At 60.5% G+C, this 16,519-nt stretch carries 20 protein-coding genes, 2 tRNA genes and 1 pseudogene; 9 read left to right on the top strand and 14 right to left on the bottom strand.

Annotated features, from left to right (window positions below; all coding sequences use genetic code 11):
• Positions 1–120: 120 nt before the first annotated feature.
• Positions 121–306 carry a hypothetical protein gene (locus CAG00_RS29330; RefSeq protein WP_015270896.1) on the top strand — a complete coding sequence of 62 codons (186 nt, stop codon included), beginning with the start codon at positions 121–123 and terminating at the stop codon, positions 304–306.
• Between the two features lie 735 nt (positions 307–1,041).
• Here the strand turns inward: CAG00_RS29330 and CAG00_RS29325 are convergent.
• From CAG00_RS29325 to CAG00_RS20485, 3 genes are all read right to left on the bottom strand, one after another.
• Positions 1,042–1,470 carry a hypothetical protein gene (locus tag CAG00_RS29325; RefSeq protein ID WP_371915771.1) on the bottom strand — a complete coding sequence of 143 codons (429 nt, stop codon included), beginning with the start codon at positions 1,468–1,470 and terminating at the stop codon, positions 1,042–1,044.
• Positions 1,467–1,760, bottom strand: a complete 294-nt coding sequence (locus CAG00_RS20490) for a hypothetical protein (RefSeq protein ID WP_085665208.1) — start codon at positions 1,758–1,760, stop codon at positions 1,467–1,469. Before CAG00_RS20490 ends, CAG00_RS29325 begins: the two co-directional genes overlap by 4 nt.
• A 148-nt stretch (positions 1,761–1,908) precedes the next feature.
• Positions 1,909–1,976: transfer RNA gene (locus CAG00_RS20485), tRNA-OTHER, on the bottom strand.
• 108 nt (positions 1,977–2,084) lie between these two features.
• Between CAG00_RS20485 and CAG00_RS29320 the strand changes: the two are divergent.
• Positions 2,085–2,279: pseudogene (locus CAG00_RS29320) on the top strand (hypothetical protein); the annotation flags it as partial.
• 264 nt (positions 2,280–2,543) lie between these two features.
• A complete protein-coding gene (locus CAG00_RS28380) occupies positions 2,544–2,990 on the top strand; it encodes a hypothetical protein (protein ID WP_137137585.1) in 447 nt (148 codons plus the stop codon).
• A 123-nt stretch (positions 2,991–3,113) separates the two neighbouring features.
• Here CAG00_RS28380 and CAG00_RS20470 read toward each other — a convergent pair whose 3' ends face one another.
• The 4 genes from CAG00_RS20470 to CAG00_RS20455 all read right to left on the bottom strand — a co-directional run bounded on the left by CAG00_RS20470 (position 3,114) and on the right by CAG00_RS20455 (position 5,752).
• Positions 3,114–3,404, bottom strand: a complete 291-nt coding sequence (locus CAG00_RS20470; RefSeq protein WP_085665207.1) for a DUF1330 domain-containing protein — start codon at positions 3,402–3,404, stop codon at positions 3,114–3,116.
• Between the two features lie 40 nt (positions 3,405–3,444).
• Positions 3,445–3,999: a pyridoxamine 5'-phosphate oxidase family protein gene (locus CAG00_RS20465; protein WP_085665221.1), complete on the bottom strand. Its 555-nt coding sequence runs from the start codon at positions 3,997–3,999 to the stop codon at positions 3,445–3,447.
• Between the two features lie 56 nt (positions 4,000–4,055).
• Entirely contained in the window at positions 4,056–4,760 is a 705-nt protein-coding gene (locus CAG00_RS20460; protein ID WP_085599320.1) for an SDR family oxidoreductase, read from the bottom strand.
• A gap of 98 nt (positions 4,761–4,858) precedes the next feature.
• Positions 4,859–5,752, bottom strand: coding sequence for a LysR substrate-binding domain-containing protein (locus tag CAG00_RS20455; protein WP_025339684.1), 894 nt, complete (start codon positions 5,750–5,752; stop codon positions 4,859–4,861).
• Between the two features lie 217 nt (positions 5,753–5,969).
• On the opposite strand from CAG00_RS20455, the gene CAG00_RS20450 reads away from it, so the two are divergent.
• Complete coding sequence (locus CAG00_RS20450; protein WP_085665206.1) at positions 5,970–7,184, top strand: aldose 1-epimerase family protein; 1,215 nt, start codon at positions 5,970–5,972, stop codon at positions 7,182–7,184.
• Between the two features lie 318 nt (positions 7,185–7,502).
• Here CAG00_RS20450 and CAG00_RS20445 read toward each other — a convergent pair whose 3' ends face one another.
• Together CAG00_RS20445 and adhP are read right to left on the bottom strand one after the other, a co-directional pair.
• A complete protein-coding gene (locus CAG00_RS20445; protein WP_075045625.1) occupies positions 7,503–7,739 on the bottom strand; it encodes a hypothetical protein in 237 nt (78 codons plus the stop codon).
• Positions 7,740–7,957: 218 nt separating this feature from the next.
• A complete protein-coding gene (adhP, locus tag CAG00_RS20440; protein WP_075045624.1) occupies positions 7,958–8,968 on the bottom strand; it encodes an alcohol dehydrogenase AdhP in 1,011 nt (336 codons plus the stop codon).
• A gap of 587 nt (positions 8,969–9,555) precedes the next feature.
• Between adhP and CAG00_RS20430 the strand changes: the two genes are divergently transcribed.
• Positions 9,556–9,753 (top strand): hypothetical protein, encoded by a 198-nt coding sequence (locus CAG00_RS20430; protein WP_025339680.1) that lies wholly within the window; start codon positions 9,556–9,558, stop codon positions 9,751–9,753.
• 1 nt (position 9,754) lies between these two features.
• Here CAG00_RS20430 and CAG00_RS20425 read toward each other — a convergent pair whose 3' ends face one another.
• Both CAG00_RS20425 and CAG00_RS20420 read right to left on the bottom strand, forming a co-directional pair.
• Positions 9,755–10,168 (bottom strand): DoxX family protein, encoded by a 414-nt coding sequence (locus CAG00_RS20425; RefSeq protein ID WP_025339679.1) that lies wholly within the window; start codon positions 10,166–10,168, stop codon positions 9,755–9,757.
• Positions 10,169–10,271: 103 nt separating this feature from the next.
• Positions 10,272–10,356: transfer RNA gene (locus CAG00_RS20420), tRNA-Leu, on the bottom strand.
• Between the two features lie 202 nt (positions 10,357–10,558).
• Between CAG00_RS20420 and CAG00_RS20415 the strand changes: the two genes are divergently transcribed.
• The 4 genes from CAG00_RS20415 to CAG00_RS20400 are packed head-to-tail and all read left to right on the top strand — an operon-like array spanning position 10,559 to position 13,851.
• The gene (locus CAG00_RS20415) at positions 10,559–10,834 is read left to right on the top strand and encodes a hypothetical protein (protein ID WP_085615096.1); all 276 of its coding nucleotides are present in this window, start codon (positions 10,559–10,561) and stop codon (positions 10,832–10,834) included.
• 42 nt (positions 10,835–10,876) lie between these two features.
• The gene (locus tag CAG00_RS20410; RefSeq protein ID WP_085615098.1) at positions 10,877–12,034 is read left to right on the top strand and encodes a nitrogen regulation protein NR(II); all 1,158 of its coding nucleotides are present in this window, start codon (positions 10,877–10,879) and stop codon (positions 12,032–12,034) included.
• A 6-nt stretch (positions 12,035–12,040) separates the two neighbouring features.
• The gene (locus CAG00_RS20405) at positions 12,041–13,486 is read left to right on the top strand and encodes an ATPase domain-containing protein (RefSeq protein ID WP_085665204.1); all 1,446 of its coding nucleotides are present in this window, start codon (positions 12,041–12,043) and stop codon (positions 13,484–13,486) included.
• A gap of 11 nt (positions 13,487–13,497) precedes the next feature.
• Positions 13,498–13,851 carry a response regulator gene (locus CAG00_RS20400; protein ID WP_013973192.1) on the top strand — a complete coding sequence of 118 codons (354 nt, stop codon included), beginning with the start codon at positions 13,498–13,500 and terminating at the stop codon, positions 13,849–13,851.
• Positions 13,852–13,896: 45 nt separating this feature from the next.
• Here the strand turns inward: CAG00_RS20400 and csrA are convergent, their stop codons facing one another.
• The 3 genes from csrA to modC form a co-directional block, all read right to left on the bottom strand.
• Positions 13,897–14,094 (bottom strand): carbon storage regulator CsrA, encoded by a 198-nt coding sequence (gene csrA, locus CAG00_RS20395; RefSeq protein WP_004375914.1) that lies wholly within the window; start codon positions 14,092–14,094, stop codon positions 13,897–13,899.
• A gap of 253 nt (positions 14,095–14,347) precedes the next feature.
• The gene (locus tag CAG00_RS20390) at positions 14,348–15,370 is read right to left on the bottom strand and encodes a DNA topoisomerase IB (protein ID WP_085665203.1); all 1,023 of its coding nucleotides are present in this window, start codon (positions 15,368–15,370) and stop codon (positions 14,348–14,350) included.
• Between the two features lie 57 nt (positions 15,371–15,427).
• Positions 15,428–16,519 (bottom strand): molybdenum ABC transporter ATP-binding protein, encoded by a 1,092-nt coding sequence (gene modC / locus CAG00_RS20385; RefSeq protein WP_085665202.1) that lies wholly within the window; start codon positions 16,517–16,519, stop codon positions 15,428–15,430.

Below are 16,519 nucleotides of genomic sequence, written 5' to 3'. Positions count from 1 at the left end.
TTTGCGTTTATTATGTCGGCATTTTTCAGTATCTGGCTCTAATTCCCATGGGTGCTTCAAATTCCCTGTATAGTGACTGCGTAGCCGTTTTCTGCGGCTTCTCACTAAGAGGTAGCTTTTATGCACCAGGCCATATCCCCAGAGACGCAGCGTGCCCATGAGCGCTTGAATGAACAGACTGACTTGTTCATCAAGCAGGGAGGCCAGATTGAAAGCGTTCCTTCTGGAGTCAGCGGCGTGCTAGCGAGCAAGCCGAAGGTCGTTTGGACGAACCCTCACACGGCCAAGCCGATTCACAAACGATAGCGCGCCCAGATGCACTGCTTGCTCGCTCCATGGTGAACGTGAGGGCACAACCGTGTTTGATGCGCCAAGTGATTCAGATATTTCCGTGCGGATTGGAGTGAGCGAGGCGGATGTAGCTCTTTACCGGGGTGATACATTTCGATTGAAAGATGGTTCGTGGCTCATCCATTTTTCCTTCGCAATGCCCCAAGAGCTACGGCAAAGCCTTACTGGCAGTTTCACCCTCCTTTTCAAGATTAAAGAAACAGGCGACAGGCGTATGAGTGAGCTGGATTGAGCATACGATCTGGACGCCAAGTCAGCCCAAGCCCTGTCCCAGTGGTCCGTTTTATCTCTTCTGGAAGAGTGGGAAGCGCATACTCAAATAGCTCAGGACTTCTGAGCATTGAGAGGTGTGTATGTCCAGAGATAGGTATGGCGTAGATAGTGACAGACAGGTCAGTCAGCCAGCCGATAATGAGGGGCGGCTACAGAGATCAGTCGATCAGAGTGAGAGCGCTTTCCAAGAGAACTGTGACGACAATTTCGACAGCCCTCCCTTTCGAAGAGGGCAGAAGCAGGGCCCGCCGGACCCATCGAGGGTATCCCATGCAGAGCGTTATAGTTATCACAAGCGCCCATTGGAATAACGTTCAGCTGTAGATGGGCCTAAATGTAAAAGCCTGGCCCGGTGCCGGGCTCTTTGGGTGTTGATTTCGCGCCAAATGACCAAGTGGCGGGCCCGCTGGTAGGAGTTCACACCCGAACCTCGTAGCCCACGGTCCACTCTCCGCAGATGCAGGCCCGGCAGTTCCAGGCCTGCGGATTTTCGATACTGGCCAGTTCGGCCTGGTGCATCGCGGCCGCGAAGGTCGGACCCTTGAACAACATCAGCACCCGGTCGCCGGGCATTGCCTGACTCTCGGGCAGTTCAGCGACCTGCTCATCAATGAGCGTGGTGATCAGTGGCGTTGTCATGCAGCCTCCTTGCGCCGAACGGCAATACGCCGAATGCGCTCGCAGTAATGTTTGAACTCGTTGGAGTCGATGACGAGGATCGAGGATGGAGAAGTAGGCGACGACCATCGTCTCGGCCTTCGCATCCTCCACCGGGCCAGAGCCCGGTAGAAGCATCGTCTCGATTGCTGCCTCGATGGCGCTCACCGCCACGCTGTGGGGATTCATTCCGCGTCCTCGGCCTGGGCCAGCACCGCTTCCTTGGCAAAAGGAGTGAGTAGCTGCCGGGCTATCTCTTCAAGCTGGACCATCGCGAACTCATCCACCGCTTGGGCGAAGCGCTCGTAGGTCACGCCACGCTGGTGGAAGTTGCGCTGGAAGACTACGTTACGGCGCGCCAACAGTTCCGCGATGCCATCGTCGAACCAGCGCGCCTCAGCTTCCTCAGCCGCGCTCTCGCTCACCGGAGGCGGCAACTGGTTGTCGTACTGCCATTGTGCTGCTCGAAGTGCGCCCATGGCGGTCCTCCTGGTGGTTGTGCGGCCGCATTGGCCAGGAGCCAGGCGAAGGTGACCAACCCCCCCCCCCGTGAAAGGTGGCCTGGCGCCTGCCAATGCGGTCGTATGTGAAGGAAGGGGATGCGGGATGCATAGGTGATTCATCTGTTCGGCTGAGCGGGATTCGAACCCGCGACCTCCCGTGCACTGGCCTCTACCTGACTGAGTTACCAGCCTCAAGCGGCATTGGCATGCCTGCCTTTTCCGCGAGCAGATGAATCACCGATACACCCTGCGATGGGGAGCAGGGCATCGGGCAGTTAACGTCAGGCGGACTTGGCGCTATCAGCCTTGATCGGTGCCGACGAGCAGCGTACGAACGTGCTGCAGAAGCTCGAGGCAGCCTGCGGCGGCCGGACGATCCGTGTTGGTGGCCGCTGGATGTTCCAGGCCGTGGCCTATTACGGCCCTTATGACTTCGAGATCACTGAAGACATGGTGGTCGGCACCATCACTGGCAGCACCGAACCGACCAATGACGATGTGCATGAGCGTTTTGTATGCCGTAGAAGCATCAGCCCAGTGCTCCAGCCCCTTGGTAAATCTCCGCTTCTCATCATCGGGCGTTCGCGCCCTTCATGTGAGTAGTTGGGCGGGTGTAAGGTACACAGATGGGGTGGATAGTAGGTTTGTTTGTGGGCGTGGTAAGTCGTGAATAGCGCTCGGATAAAGTCGCGTAGTGCGCTGATGTATGCAATTGCCTTAGAATGCTCGCCTTTCACCCCTCAAAGGAATGAATACGTGGTGAGCAATAACGCAATCTGCTGCCCGCAATGCCAAGGTCAAAACGTCCAGCTTCTGTCTATCATCCATGCTGCTGGCACTTCTCACATACAAGCAACCCACCAAGCGCAGTCCCAATCCGGATTCGGACCAAGCGTGACCGTTGAAACTTCAGGTCGGCATCAGACCAATTTGGCGGCAAGCGTCGGCCCACCTCCAGGTAAGCGCTTGCTTGGCCCGGTCATTCTTACGGGGGTTGGCGCAATCATCTTGTACGATGGCCTCAAGCTTATGAACACCTTCTGGGGCGTTGATTGGTCAAGGTTCTTCATAGGCGCGATATTTATCACCGTCGGTGTAATTGGCTTCGTTCGCCACTGGAAATTCAACGTCGCACAGTACGACAAATTGGAAGAGTGGCGCCGCACTTGGATGTGCCACGCTTGTGGCACTCGATTCATTCCGTAAACGGTATCGAGAGGGCACCTGCGGGTGCCTTTTCTTTTGGCAGAGCTGTTCAGTATTGCGCTGGAGGAGGGGAACGATGCCGGACGCTATCGTCCCATGGCATCCGTATCAGCGAACCCTTGATCAGCCTAAATCCCCCTCAACGATGAGCAACTCACGACGATAGGCGCGTAATGCCATCGCCTTTGCTTGCGAATAGGCGGGATCGGCATAGCACGCCTGGGCCTGGGCATAACTGTCGAACTCGACCGCCAGCGCCCGTGTGCTGGTATGCGACTCGACCAGCGCTGTCGAATCGAGAACCTTGAGCCTGGCGCCATAATGCTCGGCGATTGGCGCCCACAACCGGCCATATTCCTGCTGCGCCTGCGTGTCGGTAACAGCAGTCCCCAGAATGATCCAGTAACCTTTCATCAATTACTCCTGTTTGCATGTTCTGTACGAGAAGCCTGCCTCAGGGAGCCAGCCAGGAGGATTGCCACAATCCTTCATGGCGCAGGAAGCGCGCCCGTTGCTGAACGGGTCGTGTGAGATCCAACCACTCCAGCGCTCGTGGCTCGATGCATATGATTGCGAAGTGCTCGAAACCGCCCAGGATGCGTTCGTAGGCGACTTCAGGGCTTTCAATCACCTGTCCCGGCACAGCGCCATGACGGAACAATGCCTGTGTCTTGTCACGCGCCGCCGACCAGCAGCGTCGTCGATGCCCGATATCCTCGACCAGGGTGGCAAGCCCCTCCATGCGCACCTGGGTCAGGCCGCAGGGGCTCAGTGCCGTTAATGCAACGCGTGGGTCAACGGCTATCTGTGTGCATTTTGCCGAGCGCCTGTCCGCGTAAAAGTACAGCGCGCGTGCACGGGCATCGGCATCCCGCAGCACAACTGTCCTGGACACGGGCCATCCTTGCTCGTCCAGGGTGGACAGTTGCATGAGCCGATAAGGGTTGCGCACGGGGCCGACCGGGATCGCCAACTGCGCCCATATGGTCTGAAGCAGATCGTCCAGCATGAAAAAACCCATGTTCCATGAAACGAGGGCCGCAGCAATGCTGCGGCCACGGACGATCAAATGCTGCGTGTTACGCCGCCATCGACCCTGATGTTCTGCCCGGTGATGTAGGCCGCGCCTTCGCTAGCAAGGAACGCAATGGTCGCAGCGATTTCTTCGCTGGTGCCGTAGCGCTTGAGCGGCACGCTGTCGCGGCGTTGCTCGGTGCTCGGCAAGCTGTCGATCCAGCCAGGGAGGACGTTGTTGATGCGCACGTTATCGCCGGCGAAATTGTCGGCGAAGATCTTGGTAAACGCGGCAAGGCCCGAGCGGAATACAGCAGAAGTCGGGAACAGCTCGCTGGGTTCGAACGCCCAGGCAGTGGAGATGTTGATAATCACTCCGTTCTTCTGACGCTGCATGTAAGGCGTCACCAGGCGAGTCGGGCGAATGACATTGAGCAGGTAAGTATCCATGCCCTTGTGCCAATCCTCGTCGCTGATTTCCAGGATTGGCGCGCGCGGACCATGGCCGGCGCTATTGACCAGCACATCGATACGGCCCCACTTCTCCACGACAGCATCGACCAGGCGTTGCAGGTCTTCAACCGACTGATTGCTACCGGTTACACCAATACCGCCGAGTTCGGCAGCCAACGCCTCGCCCTTGCCCGAAGAGGAGAGAATCCCAACCTTGAAGCCGTCGGCGGCCAGGCGTCGTGCTGCCGCTGCGCCCATGCCGCTGCCACCCGCCGTGATAATCGCAACTTTTTCTACTGACATGCTACCTCCAATCTCTCAATGCTGATTTTTCAGGTGCATTCACCTTAGCAGCAGTCCTACTGGTGAGGGAGACAGCTAAACTTCACTGTTGCGATAGATTAACTATCGACAGCTTGTTGCTTGAGCCAGTGTTGGACGACGCTCAATGAGTCCGGCTGTTTCATCTTGCGTGGCCAGACCAGATAAAACGACTTGTCGACCCTGAGTTGCTGGGTAAAAACCTGCATCAGTCGGCCTGCGGCAATGTCATCACCGACGAACGCAGGGCTGGCCAAGGCAATGCCCTGGCCGCTGATTGCCGCTTCAATGGCCAATGAGGTCTGATTGAAGCGCAGATTTCTGGCTGTGGGTTGCAGGTGATGCGGGAACAGCTCTGCCAGGAACTGAGGCCAGAAATTATGGGCATCGTGCAACATGACGAAATCCTGCAACTGCGCAAAGCTGGCAGGTATTTCACTGCCTTCGAACAGCCTTGGGCTGGCCACCGCAACGATTCGCTGCTCCATCAGCAGCTCGCTATTCAAACCTGCTCCGAACTCGGGCTTGCCATAGCGGACAGCGATATCCACACCATCGGTGCTGAAGTGCGACAGCCGGTCGGTTGCCAGCACACGCAAATCGATGTCTGGGTGGCTCTGCGCAAAATTGCCGAGCCTGGGAATCAGCCATTTCGAGGCGAAGGTAGGTGTAACGCTGACTGTCAGGTGAGAAGTCTGCGGCCGAAGCAGGCGTGTTGCCTCGTCGATCATGGCCAGTGCACTGCGAATGCTTCCGCTGTAGCCCAGGCCCGCATCAGTCAACGCCAAGCCACGGGGCAGGCGTTCAAACAAACGCAGATCCAGGCTCGCCTCCAGCCCGCGTATCTGCTGGGCAACTGCCGCCTGGGTCACGCCCAGCTCCTCGGCAGCCACACGGAAGTTCAAGCGGCGAGCCACCACTTCAAAAACACGCAACGCGTTCAGCGAGGGCAAATCAGGGAAACCGTCTGGCATGGCAATGAAGATTCTATCGAGTTTGGCAATTGTTCTGTCTCTCTGATGCTTTCACAAGGTTGATAACCTGATCGGGCTCGAAAGATTCACTGTGCCGAGGCTACTCCCTGAAACTAGCTAAAGAAACCTGTGCCAATCGAAAGCATCGCTTGGCTAGCTTGCTGAAACGTTTCTTCGTGTCTATAAAGGGGAACAACTCCAAGAAAGGCAACCTGTCATGCCCCTCCTCAAATTCTTCGTTGCTCTCGGCGCCCTGTCCGCAGCCTCCCACACCATGGCCTGGGATTACGTTCTGCTCGACACAGACAAAGCCGCCCGGAACTGGCAGATCACCAGCCAGCAACTTGGCATAAAAACCGACAAGCCCTTCAGCGTTACCTTGCGCACTTTGCACGGAGGCCGGCAAGAGGGTGTCAGCATCGTCGACATCGATAACGGTACGATGAAACTTTCGGTAGTGCCGACCCGCGGAATGAACGTCTTGCAGGCGTCGGTCGGCAATGTGCGCATGGGCTGGGATTCGCCGGTCAAGGAAGTGGTCAACCCGTCCTTCATCGAACTCAATGGGCGCAATGGTCTGGGCTGGCTGGAGGGCTTCAACGAACTGGTCGCCCGCTGTGGTTACGAATGGGTCGGCCACCCCGGCGTCGACAATGGCGAGCTGCTGACCCTGCACGGTCGGGCCGCCAACATACCTGCGAACAAAGTCACGCTGCACATCGATGAGAAACCACCATACGCCATCAGCCTGCGTGGCGAACTGAAAGAGCAGGCGTTCAAGAAGGTCGACTTCTCCGTCGTGACCGAATTGGTCACCGAACCGGGCAGCGTGATGTTCGCCCTCAACGATACCCTGACCAACAACGGCGATTATCCGAAGGAATACCAGGCGCTGTATCACAGTAACTTCAGCACCCCGTTTCTGGAGCAGGGCGCTCGGTTCGCCGCGCCAGTGAAACAGGTGTCGCCGTTCAACGACAAGGCAAGGGAAGATCTGGCCGATTGGCAAACCTACCGAGCGCCCACCAAGGACTATGACGAAACGGTTTTTAACGTGGTGCCGTATGCCGATGCCCAGGGCAATACGTTGGCCGTGTTGCATGACAAGGCTGGCAGTCTGGGCGTTTCGGTCGGCTTCGATACTCGGACATTGCCTGTATTTTCACTGTGGAAAAATACCGATACCCAAGGCCAGGGTTATGTGACCGGGCTCGAGCCGGGGACGAGTTTTTCCTACAACCGCCGTTACCAGCGGCCACTGAACCTGGTGCCGACAATCGGACCGAAGGAACACAGGCAGTTCCACATCAGCTACAGCTTGTTGGCGGACAAGGTGGCAGTGGACAAGGCCTTGAAGCAGGTTGGCGAGATACAAGGAGGGCGCGAAACCGAGGTGCGGCAGACGCCATTGGTTGATCTGACCAAGGGGTAACGCCCGCCAGGGCATGTCGGCCTCGTCGACTAGTCAGAACTATCAAAGTTGTTGGTTTCATGCCTTTGCTGAAAGGCTGCTTTCGACCCAAAACGGACGCTAAAAGATAACTGGTTTCGTAAGCGCGACGCGTACTCTGTGGGAGCGGGTTTACCCGCGAAGCAGGCGCCGCGGTGGATGGCACCGGCGGTGCCGGTGTTCGCGGGTAAACCCGCTCCCACAATGATTGCTGTTGGGCAAAATGACAGCCAAGGGTCGATAGCTGTCTGTCGCCTACGGCCGCAGGATCCATCGCCCGCCGCTCCGTCCATTCAAACGCTAGCCTTCAGGCGGGGATATCCCGCAAACGAATTCATCCGATCCCAGGCGGTGCGAGCCGAACTCCACAACATAGCCAACCCCGCGGCGCTCCGCCTCGGCCCTGGCAGTCTTCTGGTCGGCATAAACATCGACGAAATGCCAGGGATGCCGGTCTCTCAGTACGCCCCATCCAAGCACCCAGCCGTCATTGTCCGGATCGGGTGGCAGGTTTTTCGCCAAGCTGCGGATACCCATACATTGACCCCGATGTGCTAGCCAGTTTGCGGCTTGCGAAGCAACTACAAACCACGACTTGGACAAAAACGTATATGGAGCATAGCGTTTACTCGAAACCAGAGCCCAAGGCGCGCCCATTGGTTCGCTTTACAAGGGACGGAAGCGATTTCTGACTGCCTGCGCTCGAATGCAGCAGGGTAGCGTGCGCTGCACCAACAGCCAGCGCACATGGGCCATCACCCCTCGAACTGAATCACCATCCGCCCTTTGATCTTGCCCTCCAGCATCTCTTCGAAGATCTGGTTGATATCCTCGATCGGCCGCAAGGTCACCTTCGGCACCACTTTCCCTTCCGCCGCAAACTGGAAAGCTTCCTGCAGGTCCTGGCGGGTACCGACCAGCGAGCCGATCACCTCGATACCGTCCAGCACCAAACGAGGGATATTCAGGTTCATCGCTTCCGAAGGCAGGCCGACCGCAACCAGGCGGCCACCCGCACGCAGGGCATCAACGGCCGAGTTGAAGGCAGCCTTGGCAACGGCGGTAACCACGGCGGCATGGGCGCCACCGGTCTTGGCCTGGATGACCTTGGCGGCATCCTCGGTGCGTGAATTGATGACCAGGTCGGCGCCCATCTCGCTGGCGAAGCGCAGTTGCTCTTCGTTGACGTCGATGGCGATCACTTTGGCGTTGAAGACGTTCTTGGCGTATTGCAGGGCAAGGTTGCCCAGGCCGCCAAGGCCGTAGATGGCGATCCATTGGCCAGGGCGGATGTTGGAGATCTTCACCGCCTTGTAGGTGGTGACGCCGGCGCAGGTAATGCTGCTGGCGGCAGCGGAGTCGAGCCCGTCGGGCACTTTTACCGAGTAGTCGGCCTTGACGATGCAGGCTTCGGCCATGCCGCCGTCCACGGTGTAGCCGGAGTTCTTCACTTCGCGGCACAGGGTTTCGTTGCCGCTGTTGCAATACTCGCAATGCCCGCAGCCCTGGTAGAACCAGGCCACGCTGGCGCGGTCGCCCGGTTTGAGCGAGGTGACGCCTGGCCCTACTGCCTGGACCACGCCGATGCCTTCGTGGCCTAGCACCACACCGGTCTTGTCACCGAAGTCGCCATTTTTCACATGCAGGTCGGTGTGGCACACACCGCAGCATTGCATCTTCAGCAGCGCTTCACCGTGCTCGAGGGGGCGCAGGGTTTTCTCCACCACATCCACGCGACGGCCTGGTGCAACAACAGCAGCTTTCATAGGAGCCTCCGTGTCTATCCGAATGAGCTTGGGTTATCGCCGGGTTTAGCATAGCCCTTGCCTGGTGGGGCAAAACTGCTTCAGGTCATGGTCTGGGGTGGGAGGCTTGTGCGCAGCAGGTACCTGCCCTGCGCGGGCACGTGTAGGAGCGGCCTTGTGTCGCGAAAGGGCCGCATAGCGGCCCCGGGGATTTCAGCGATGCCGCATAAGTTGTTGGGGCTGCTTTGCAGCCCATCGCGACACAAGGCCGCTCCTGCCGGGTTCTGCGTAAGGCTCGCCACAAAAAGAAAAGCCCGCGGCAATAATGCGGCGGGCTGCAAGAACATACGGAGCAGGGCCAGTGTGCCCATCCGGATGTCAGTATTTCGTGAAGGTCAGGTCATGAGGCTGTCATGCATGCATTTTGCCTGGTCTGGCCCTGCCGCCGACACAGTCATAAAAAAGCCCGCCTTGGAAGGCGGGCAAGCAACGTTTGAAGGGAGAGCCTGCAGAGTGGACCCGGCCGGTTAACCGAGCATTAAGCGGTAACGCATTGACCTGCGCAGCCGATCAGCCTATACAGGCCTGCCACCAGCCCAGGAGCCAGCATGCACGACGAAGACGACCTGCACGAACCCGAGCACGATCACCTGCTTGACCACGAATTCCTCTACGACGATATCGAGCCTGAAGCGGATGCCCAGGGCGCCGAGGACGAGGTTGAGGAAGACGAGGAAACGCTGGATGACCTCGATGACGAGGAGCGCGATCACCCAGCCTGGTTCGACGACTGCGAAGACGACTGACTCAGCGCCCGTCTACCGAGAAACGCCCTGGGCCGCTCACTGCCAGCATCAACAGGCCGCCCATGATGCTGAGGTTTTTCAGGAACTGGGTCATGTTGGCGCTGCGCTCAGGGTCGACCATGCTCCAGAACGGGTGACCCAGCAGCGCCGTGCCCAGCACGAACAGCGCCAGCAGGAAGGCCAGCGGCCGGGTGTAGAAACCGAGGATCAGCAGTATGCCGACGACGAACTCCATGAGCACGGCAACTGCCGCTGCCAGCATGGGGGCAGGGGCGCCCAGTGAAGTCATGTAGCCAACCGTGCCTTCGAACCCGGTCAGCTTGCCCCAGCCAGACAAGACGAACAGGATCATCAGCAGCACACGGGCAATCAGGATAATGATGTCGCGTTGACCATCGAACAGGGAGTAGCGCATGGCGGTGTTCCAGTGGACGGGTACAAGCTCCACTCTAGCAGCTGCGCAAAGGATTGCTGGCGGGCAGCAAAAAGGCGCCGCAAGGGCGCCTTCGCAAAGAATTTGGTGCGAGTGGCGGGACTCGAACCCGCAAGGCTCACGCCGACAGATTTTAAGTCTGCTGTGTATACCAATTCCACCACACTCGCACGCTTGAAGGGGTCGTGACGACCAGCTCGCTTCTAAGCAGAAGGGCTTCGCAATCAAGCGCGCTTTATAACCCATTGTTATAGTTGAGTCAACCACAGCACCTATGATCAACAGAGTGAAGGGTCGATCGATTGGGCAATTGACACCTTGCTGTCATTACGCCACTGTTGCCCCTTTATTGGATCCAAAGAGTATGCGGTGATGAATCAGTCCAGTGCTTCCGAGCGTATCGTACGCCCACGGCTGTTCTGGCGACTGTTGTTCGTGCTGGTAGTCGTGTTGGGGGCGTTTCTCTACCTCAGCCTGATCAGCCTGGGCGGTTACCTGCTGATGCTGGGGTTCGATGCCGAACACCCTCAACCGCAGCGCCTGATGGCCCTGGCCGGTGGCGGGCTTATCCTGCTGGTCGGCTTGTGGCTGCTGAAAGTGGCGATGCCGCGGCGCATCAGCCCGGTGCTGGTTGAGCCAGAGCGTTGAACCTCGCCCTATCTTCCCTCCTGCCGTACCGGTGGAGCTCGCATGGTTTCAGCTGACTGCCTCGACCACCCTGTCATGCCTGCCCACCGCTATGAACAGCTGGTTCAGTCGGTGGTGGATTACGCCATCTACATGCTCGACCCGTCCGGCCATGTGGTGTCGTGGAACGCAGGCGCGCAACGCATCAAGGGGTACCGTGCCGATGAAGTGATCGGCCAGCATTTCTCGTTGTTCTTCACCCCGCAGGATTGCACCGAAGGCCGCCCGGAGCGCTTGTTGCGCCAGGCGCTGGAGCAGGGCGTGGCGCAGGATGAAGGTTGGCGCGTACGCAAGGATGGCACGCAGTTCTGGGCGCTGGCCGCGCTGGATGTGATTCGCGATGACCAGGGCCAGGTCGTCGGCCTGGCCAAGGTGACCCGGGACATCACCGACCGCCGCGAGTCGGCGCTGCAACTGGACGCGGTACGCGCCCAGCTGTTCCAGGCACAGAAGCTGGAGGCCCTCGGTCAGTTGACCGGTGGCCTGGCGCATGACTTCAACAACATGCTTACCATCATCATCAGCTCGGCGCGCCTGGCGCTGGCCACACAGGACCCGGCACGCGCCCAGCGCATGCTGCAGCATATTCTGGATGCCGGGCAGCGGGGTACCGAACTGACCCAGCAGCTGCTCAGCTTTGCCCGCCACCGCAAGCTTGATGTGTCTTGCGTCGCCCCGGCGAACCTTATTGCCGCCACCCGTGGTCTACTGGAGCATGCGCTGCCCGGTTCGATTGACCTGGAGGTTGTGCTGCAGCCAGACCTGCCCCTGATCGAGGTGGATGCCGGGCAATTGCAGATGGTGCTGCTCAATCTGTTGTTCAATGCCCGCGATGCCATCACGGGGCAGGGCCGGATCGGCTTGACCGTCGATGTGGTCGAACTGGCCGGCGAGGTGGAAGGCCTGCACGGCGGGTTTGTGCGTTTCGAGGTGGAAGACAGCGGCGAGGGCATCGCGCCAGCGGTACTGCCGCGGATCTTCGAACCGTTTTTCACCACCAAGCCCTTTGGCAAGGGGACTGGCCTGGGCCTTAGCCAGGTGTATGGTTTTGCCAGGCAGAGCGGTGGTGCCATTTGCGTGGACAGTGAGCCCGGCCGGGGAACTTGCATGCAACTTTACTTGCCAATCTATCAGCAGGCGGACAGCCAACTCGACAGGTAGAACACCATGGCACAGGCACTCAGGCGGCTGGTGACGGGGATCGATGGGCTCGATGCGTTGCTCCAGGGTGGCCTGGTGGCTGGCGCGTCCTACATCATTCAGGGCCCGCCGGGCGCGGGCAAGACCATCCTCGCCAACCAGCTGGCCTGCGGGCATGTGCGCGGCGGTGGCAGGGTGCTGGTGGCCACCTTGCTGAGCGAGTCGCACGAGCGGCTGTTCCAGTACCTGGCGACCTTGGAGTTCTTCGACCCGGCACTGGTCGGCGACCCGATCCAGTTCGTCAGTGCTTTCGACACCCTGGAGCAGGAAGGCCTGGACGCCGTGGTACGGCTGCTGCGCCAGGAAATCGCCCGCCAGCAGGCCAGCCTGCTGATCGTCGATGGCGTGCTCAATGCCCGGGTGCGTGCGGAAACAGCGCTGGACACCAAGAAATTCGTTTCCGAACTACAGGGCCATGCGGCCTTCGCCGGTTGCACCGTGCTGCTGCTGACCAGTGCCCGGTTGGAGGAGGGCAGCCCGGAGCACACCATGGTCGACGGCGTGATCGAACTGGGCGAGCAACTGTTCGGCAGCCGCGCCGTGCGCCATATCCAGCTGCGCAAGACACGGGGCAGTGCGGCGTTGTCGGGGCGCCATGAATGCCTCATCGATGGAGCCGGCATGCATGTATACCCGCGCCTGGAGTCGCTGTTCAGCCACCCCAGCCAGGCGGGCAGCGCCACCTTGGAGCGCGTCAGTAGCGGGGTGGCGACCTTGGATGAAATGCTCGGTGGCGGCCTGGCCACGGGCTCGGTCAGCCTGCTGATCGGGCCCTCGGGTATTGGCAAGACGTCATTGGGCCTGGCTTTTCTCGGTGCCAGCAGCCCGCAGGCGCCGGGGCTGCATTTCGGCTTCTACGAAACGCCGGAGCGCCTGCGAATCAAGGCCGCGTCGCTGGGTTACGATTTTGCAGCCATGGAGCAGGGCGGCAGCCTGCAGCTGTGCTGGCAGCCGACCACCGAGGGCCTGCTGGACCAGGTCGGTGCGCGCCTGCTCGAGCGAGTCGAAGCGCAAGGCAGCAAGCGCGTGCTGATCGACAGCCTGGGGGCGTTCAGCCGCCTGGCCATCGACCCGGCGCGGCTCAATGCGTTTTTCCGCGCTCTGGCCGGCGAGCTGCGCGCACGCGATATCAGCGTGATGCTCACTTGGGAAATGCGCGACATCTTCGGCGCGGAGATCAGCGCCCCGGCCCCGGACCTGTCGAGTATCGTCGACAACCTGATGCTGATGCGCTTCGTCGAGCTGGATTCGCAGCTGCGGCGCATGCTGTCGATCCTCAAGGTGCGTGACAGCCACCATGACCCTGCCTTGCACGAGCTGCTGATCGGGCCGCAAGGCATTACCCTGCGCAAGGCGTTCGAAGGCGCCTGCGGTGTGCTCTCGGGAACGCCGGTGTCGCAGGGGAGCGGGTGACGGGGCGGGCGATGAACACCATCCTGATCGTCGATGACGAGTACCTGATTGCCGATATCCTCGGTTTTGCCCTGGAGGACGAAGGTTTTCTGGTGGAAAAGGCGAGCAACGGCTGCAAGGCGCTGGAGGCACTGAAGGAAAAGCGCGTTCAGCTGGTTATCACCGACTACATGATGCCACTGCTCAACGGTGAGGAGCTGGTGCGCTCGATGCGTGAGGACCCGGCCTTGAGCGAGTTGCCGGTCATCCTCATGAGTGGCGCGCAGGCCAACCAGGGATGCCCGGAACTGTTCGCCGCGGTGTTCGACAAACCGTTCGACATGGACTGTATGATCGCCAAGGTGCACGAACTGCTGGGCACCTGAGGCGCGGGGCGATCAAGCGCGTCCGTGCGGCTTGAGGCAGGTCGCTCAGTGCGAGTCGTCGTGCTTTTCCGGGGCCGGGCTGCCAGCCTGGATACGCTTGAAGATTTCTTCGCGGTGGACCTGGACGTCTTTCGGTGCATCGATACCGATCCTCACCTGCATCCCTTTGACGCCCAGAATGGTGACTTTGATGTCATCGTTGATGACGATGCTTTCGCCAACCTTGCGGGTGAGTATCAGCATGTAGTTCTCCTTGGTGATGTAAAAGTCCGTCGGGCTAGTTGCCACGGCGGCGGGAGCTTGTCCCTCTTCCTTCTCATTAAAGACGCTTTCGGCGGATAGTAATTCCCCGACAGACAAATTCTGTTGCGTGTCTTCAGTCGCAGGTGCCGAAGCAAACCGCCAGCGGTTTGTCGGCCAAGGTGCTCGGTGGCAAGAATAGGGGGCTTGGCGGCCAATGGGAAATTTCTTCGCATCATGGTCTGAATAGACCGGGTTAATGGTCATCCTGTTCCTCGAGTGCCTGAAGAAATAACAGCAAGGCTACTTCTTCACGGTCCAGGCCTTTGCGTACACGGTTCTTCGGCAAGTTGGCCAGGCGCCCCAGGGCATAGTGTTCAAGTACAGCCGGGTGGATGTAGCAGCGCCTGCACACCGCCGGCGTGTTGCCCAGGCGTGATGCTACCTGGCGGACGATGGCGGCGACCTGGCGCTTGGCTTCGCTCTCGGGTTCCCAGGCCAAGGGCCTGAGCAGGTCCAGGGCCAGGCTGCTACCGGCCCAGGTGCGGTAGTCCTTGGCGGTGAAGTCGGCGCCGGTCAGCTGCTGCAGAAACTGGTTGACCTCGCTGGAGCCGACACTGTGGCGCTGGCCGTCGTCGTCCAGGTACTGGAACAGCGCTTGCCCGGGCAGCTCCATGCAGCGCTTGAGCAGGTTGGCCAGGCGCCGATCGTTGAGGCTGACGTTATGCTCGACGCCACGCTTGCCGCGGAACTGGAAGCGGATGCTGCTGCCCTTCACCTCGACATGGCGGTTGCGCAGGGTGGTCAGGCCATAGGACTGGTTTTCACGCAGGTAGCGCTGGTTGCCGATGCGGATCAGGGTGTGGTCCAGCAGGCTGACCACCAGCGCCATTACCTTTTCCCGGTCCAGGCCTGGCCGGGCAAGGTGGGCGTGCAGTTGTGCACGCAGTTTCGGCAGGGCCTGGGCAAACGCCAGCATGCGCCCGTACTTGTGCTGGTCGCGTACTTCGCGCCACTGCGCATGGTAGCGGTATTGCTTGCGGCCACGGGCATCGCGACCTGTCGCCTGCAGGTGGCCTTGCGGGTCGGCGCAGATCCACACCTCGGTATAGGCCGGGGGGATTACCAGTGCGGCGATGCGGGCGAGGGTTTCGCTGTCGCGCACCCGCTGGCCGTCGGCATCCAGGTAGATGAAGCGGCCCCGCCAGCGCCGCCGGGTCAGGCCCGGCTGGCTGTCGTCGACGTAGTGCAGGGAGCGCGGCAGGGGGCAGTCAAGCATGGCTGGCAGGCCTCGATCAGGTCACTGATCAATGGACATCAGCCACGGGGCCGATGCTCAGCCCAGTAACGCCACCGACTTGATCTGGGCGAACAGCACCTGGCCCGGGTGCAGGCCGAGCTGGTCTGCCGAGAAGCGGGTGATGCGTGCGAGCAAGGCGTTGCCGCCGGCATCCAGGCTGACCAGCACATGCGCCGGGTTGGCGGCCGGGCGGCTTTCGCGCACGCGCACCGGCAGGCGGTTGAGGATGCTGGAAGTACTGTCGGCTGCCAGGGCCAGGCTGACGTCACGGGCCTGCACCTTGACCCGCAAGGTGCTGCCCATCGCCTGGGCCGGGTGGGTGATACGCAACAGTGGCCCATTGTTGCCGGGCAGGCGCAGGTCGAGCAGGTCGTAGTGCGGATCGTGCCCCACCACCAGGCCTTCGAACACCACGCCGGCATCCTCGCCCTCGGCAAGCGACAGGTCGAGACGGGCCAGGGTTTCGCCGATCGGGCCGCTGGCCACTGCCTGGCCTTGCTCCAGCAACACCAGGTGGTCGGCCAGCCGCGCCACTTCCTCCTGGGCATGGCTGACATACACCAGCGGGATGTCCAGTTCGTCGTGCAGGCGTTCCAGGTAGGGCAGGATTTCGCGCTTGCGCGGCCCGTCGAGGGCAGCCAGCGGCTCGTCCATCAACAGCAGGCGCGGGCTGCTGAGCAGGGCGCGGGCAATGCCCACCCGCTGTGCCTCGCCACCGGACAAGGTTGCCGGCCGGCGTGCCAGCAAGTGGCCGATGCCCAGCAACTGGCAGGCCTGGTCGAGGCTGACCTTGCGCTCGGCAGCGGCCACCCGGCGCCAGCCGAACTCCAGGTTGCCGCGTACCGACAGGTGCGGGAACAGGCTGGCCTCCTGGAACACGTAACCCACCGGGCGCAGGTGTGGTGCCTGGAAGTAGCCACGGGCGCTGTCTTCCCAGACTTCGCCGTTGACCTCGATGTAGGCGCTGGCGGCCCGTTCCAGCCCGGCCAGGCAACGCAGGCAGCTGGTCTTGCCAGAACCGGAGTGGCCGAACAGCGCGCTGATGCCTCGGCCGGGCAGGTGCAGGTCGACGTCCAGGGTGAAGTCGTCGCGCGCCAGTTTCAGGCGCGCCACAATCGATGCGCTCAT

It is taken from the genome of Pseudomonas sp. B5(2017), from assembly GCF_002112825.1.
GTDB classification, from domain to species: Bacteria; Pseudomonadota; Gammaproteobacteria; order Pseudomonadales; family Pseudomonadaceae; genus Aquipseudomonas; species Aquipseudomonas putida_Z.
This window is presented reverse-complemented; position numbering and strand designations above follow the sequence as displayed.

Excerpts from the sequence above, each read along its gene's own strand:
- CAG00_RS29330 (WP_015270896.1), top strand. The coding sequence starts at position 121 with ATGCACCAGGCCATATCCCCAGAGACGCAGCGTGCCCATGAGCGCTTG.
- CAG00_RS29325 (WP_371915771.1), bottom strand. The coding sequence starts at position 1,470 with ATGAATCCCCACAGCGTGGCGGTGAGCGCCATCGAGGCAGCAATCGAG.
- CAG00_RS20490 (WP_085665208.1), bottom strand. The coding sequence starts at position 1,760 with ATGGGCGCACTTCGAGCAGCACAATGGCAGTACGACAACCAGTTGCCG.
- CAG00_RS20470 (WP_085665207.1), bottom strand. The coding sequence starts at position 3,404 with ATGAAAGGTTACTGGATCATTCTGGGGACTGCTGTTACCGACACGCAG.
- CAG00_RS20465 (WP_085665221.1), bottom strand. The coding sequence starts at position 3,999 with ATGCTGGACGATCTGCTTCAGACCATATGGGCGCAGTTGGCGATCCCG.
- CAG00_RS20460 (WP_085599320.1), bottom strand. The coding sequence starts at position 4,760 with ATGTCAGTAGAAAAAGTTGCGATTATCACGGCGGGTGGCAGCGGCATG.
- CAG00_RS20455 (WP_025339684.1), bottom strand. The coding sequence starts at position 5,752 with ATGCCAGACGGTTTCCCTGATTTGCCCTCGCTGAACGCGTTGCGTGTT.
- CAG00_RS20450 (WP_085665206.1), top strand. The coding sequence starts at position 5,970 with ATGCCCCTCCTCAAATTCTTCGTTGCTCTCGGCGCCCTGTCCGCAGCC.
- CAG00_RS20445 (WP_075045625.1), bottom strand. The coding sequence starts at position 7,739 with ATGGGTATCCGCAGCTTGGCGAAAAACCTGCCACCCGATCCGGACAAT.
- adhP (WP_075045624.1), bottom strand. The coding sequence starts at position 8,968 with ATGAAAGCTGCTGTTGTTGCACCAGGCCGTCGCGTGGATGTGGTGGAG.
- CAG00_RS20430 (WP_025339680.1), top strand. The coding sequence starts at position 9,556 with ATGCACGACGAAGACGACCTGCACGAACCCGAGCACGATCACCTGCTT.
- CAG00_RS20425 (WP_025339679.1), bottom strand. The coding sequence starts at position 10,168 with ATGCGCTACTCCCTGTTCGATGGTCAACGCGACATCATTATCCTGATT.
- CAG00_RS20415 (WP_085615096.1), top strand. The coding sequence starts at position 10,559 with ATGAATCAGTCCAGTGCTTCCGAGCGTATCGTACGCCCACGGCTGTTC.
- CAG00_RS20410 (WP_085615098.1), top strand. The coding sequence starts at position 10,877 with ATGGTTTCAGCTGACTGCCTCGACCACCCTGTCATGCCTGCCCACCGC.
- CAG00_RS20405 (WP_085665204.1), top strand. The coding sequence starts at position 12,041 with ATGGCACAGGCACTCAGGCGGCTGGTGACGGGGATCGATGGGCTCGAT.
- CAG00_RS20400 (WP_013973192.1), top strand. The coding sequence starts at position 13,498 with ATGAACACCATCCTGATCGTCGATGACGAGTACCTGATTGCCGATATC.
- csrA (WP_004375914.1), bottom strand. The coding sequence starts at position 14,094 with ATGCTGATACTCACCCGCAAGGTTGGCGAAAGCATCGTCATCAACGAT.
- CAG00_RS20390 (WP_085665203.1), bottom strand. The coding sequence starts at position 15,370 with ATGCTTGACTGCCCCCTGCCGCGCTCCCTGCACTACGTCGACGACAGC.
- modC (WP_085665202.1), bottom strand. The coding sequence starts at position 16,519 with ATGAGCGCATCGATTGTGGCGCGCCTGAAACTGGCGCGCGACGACTTC.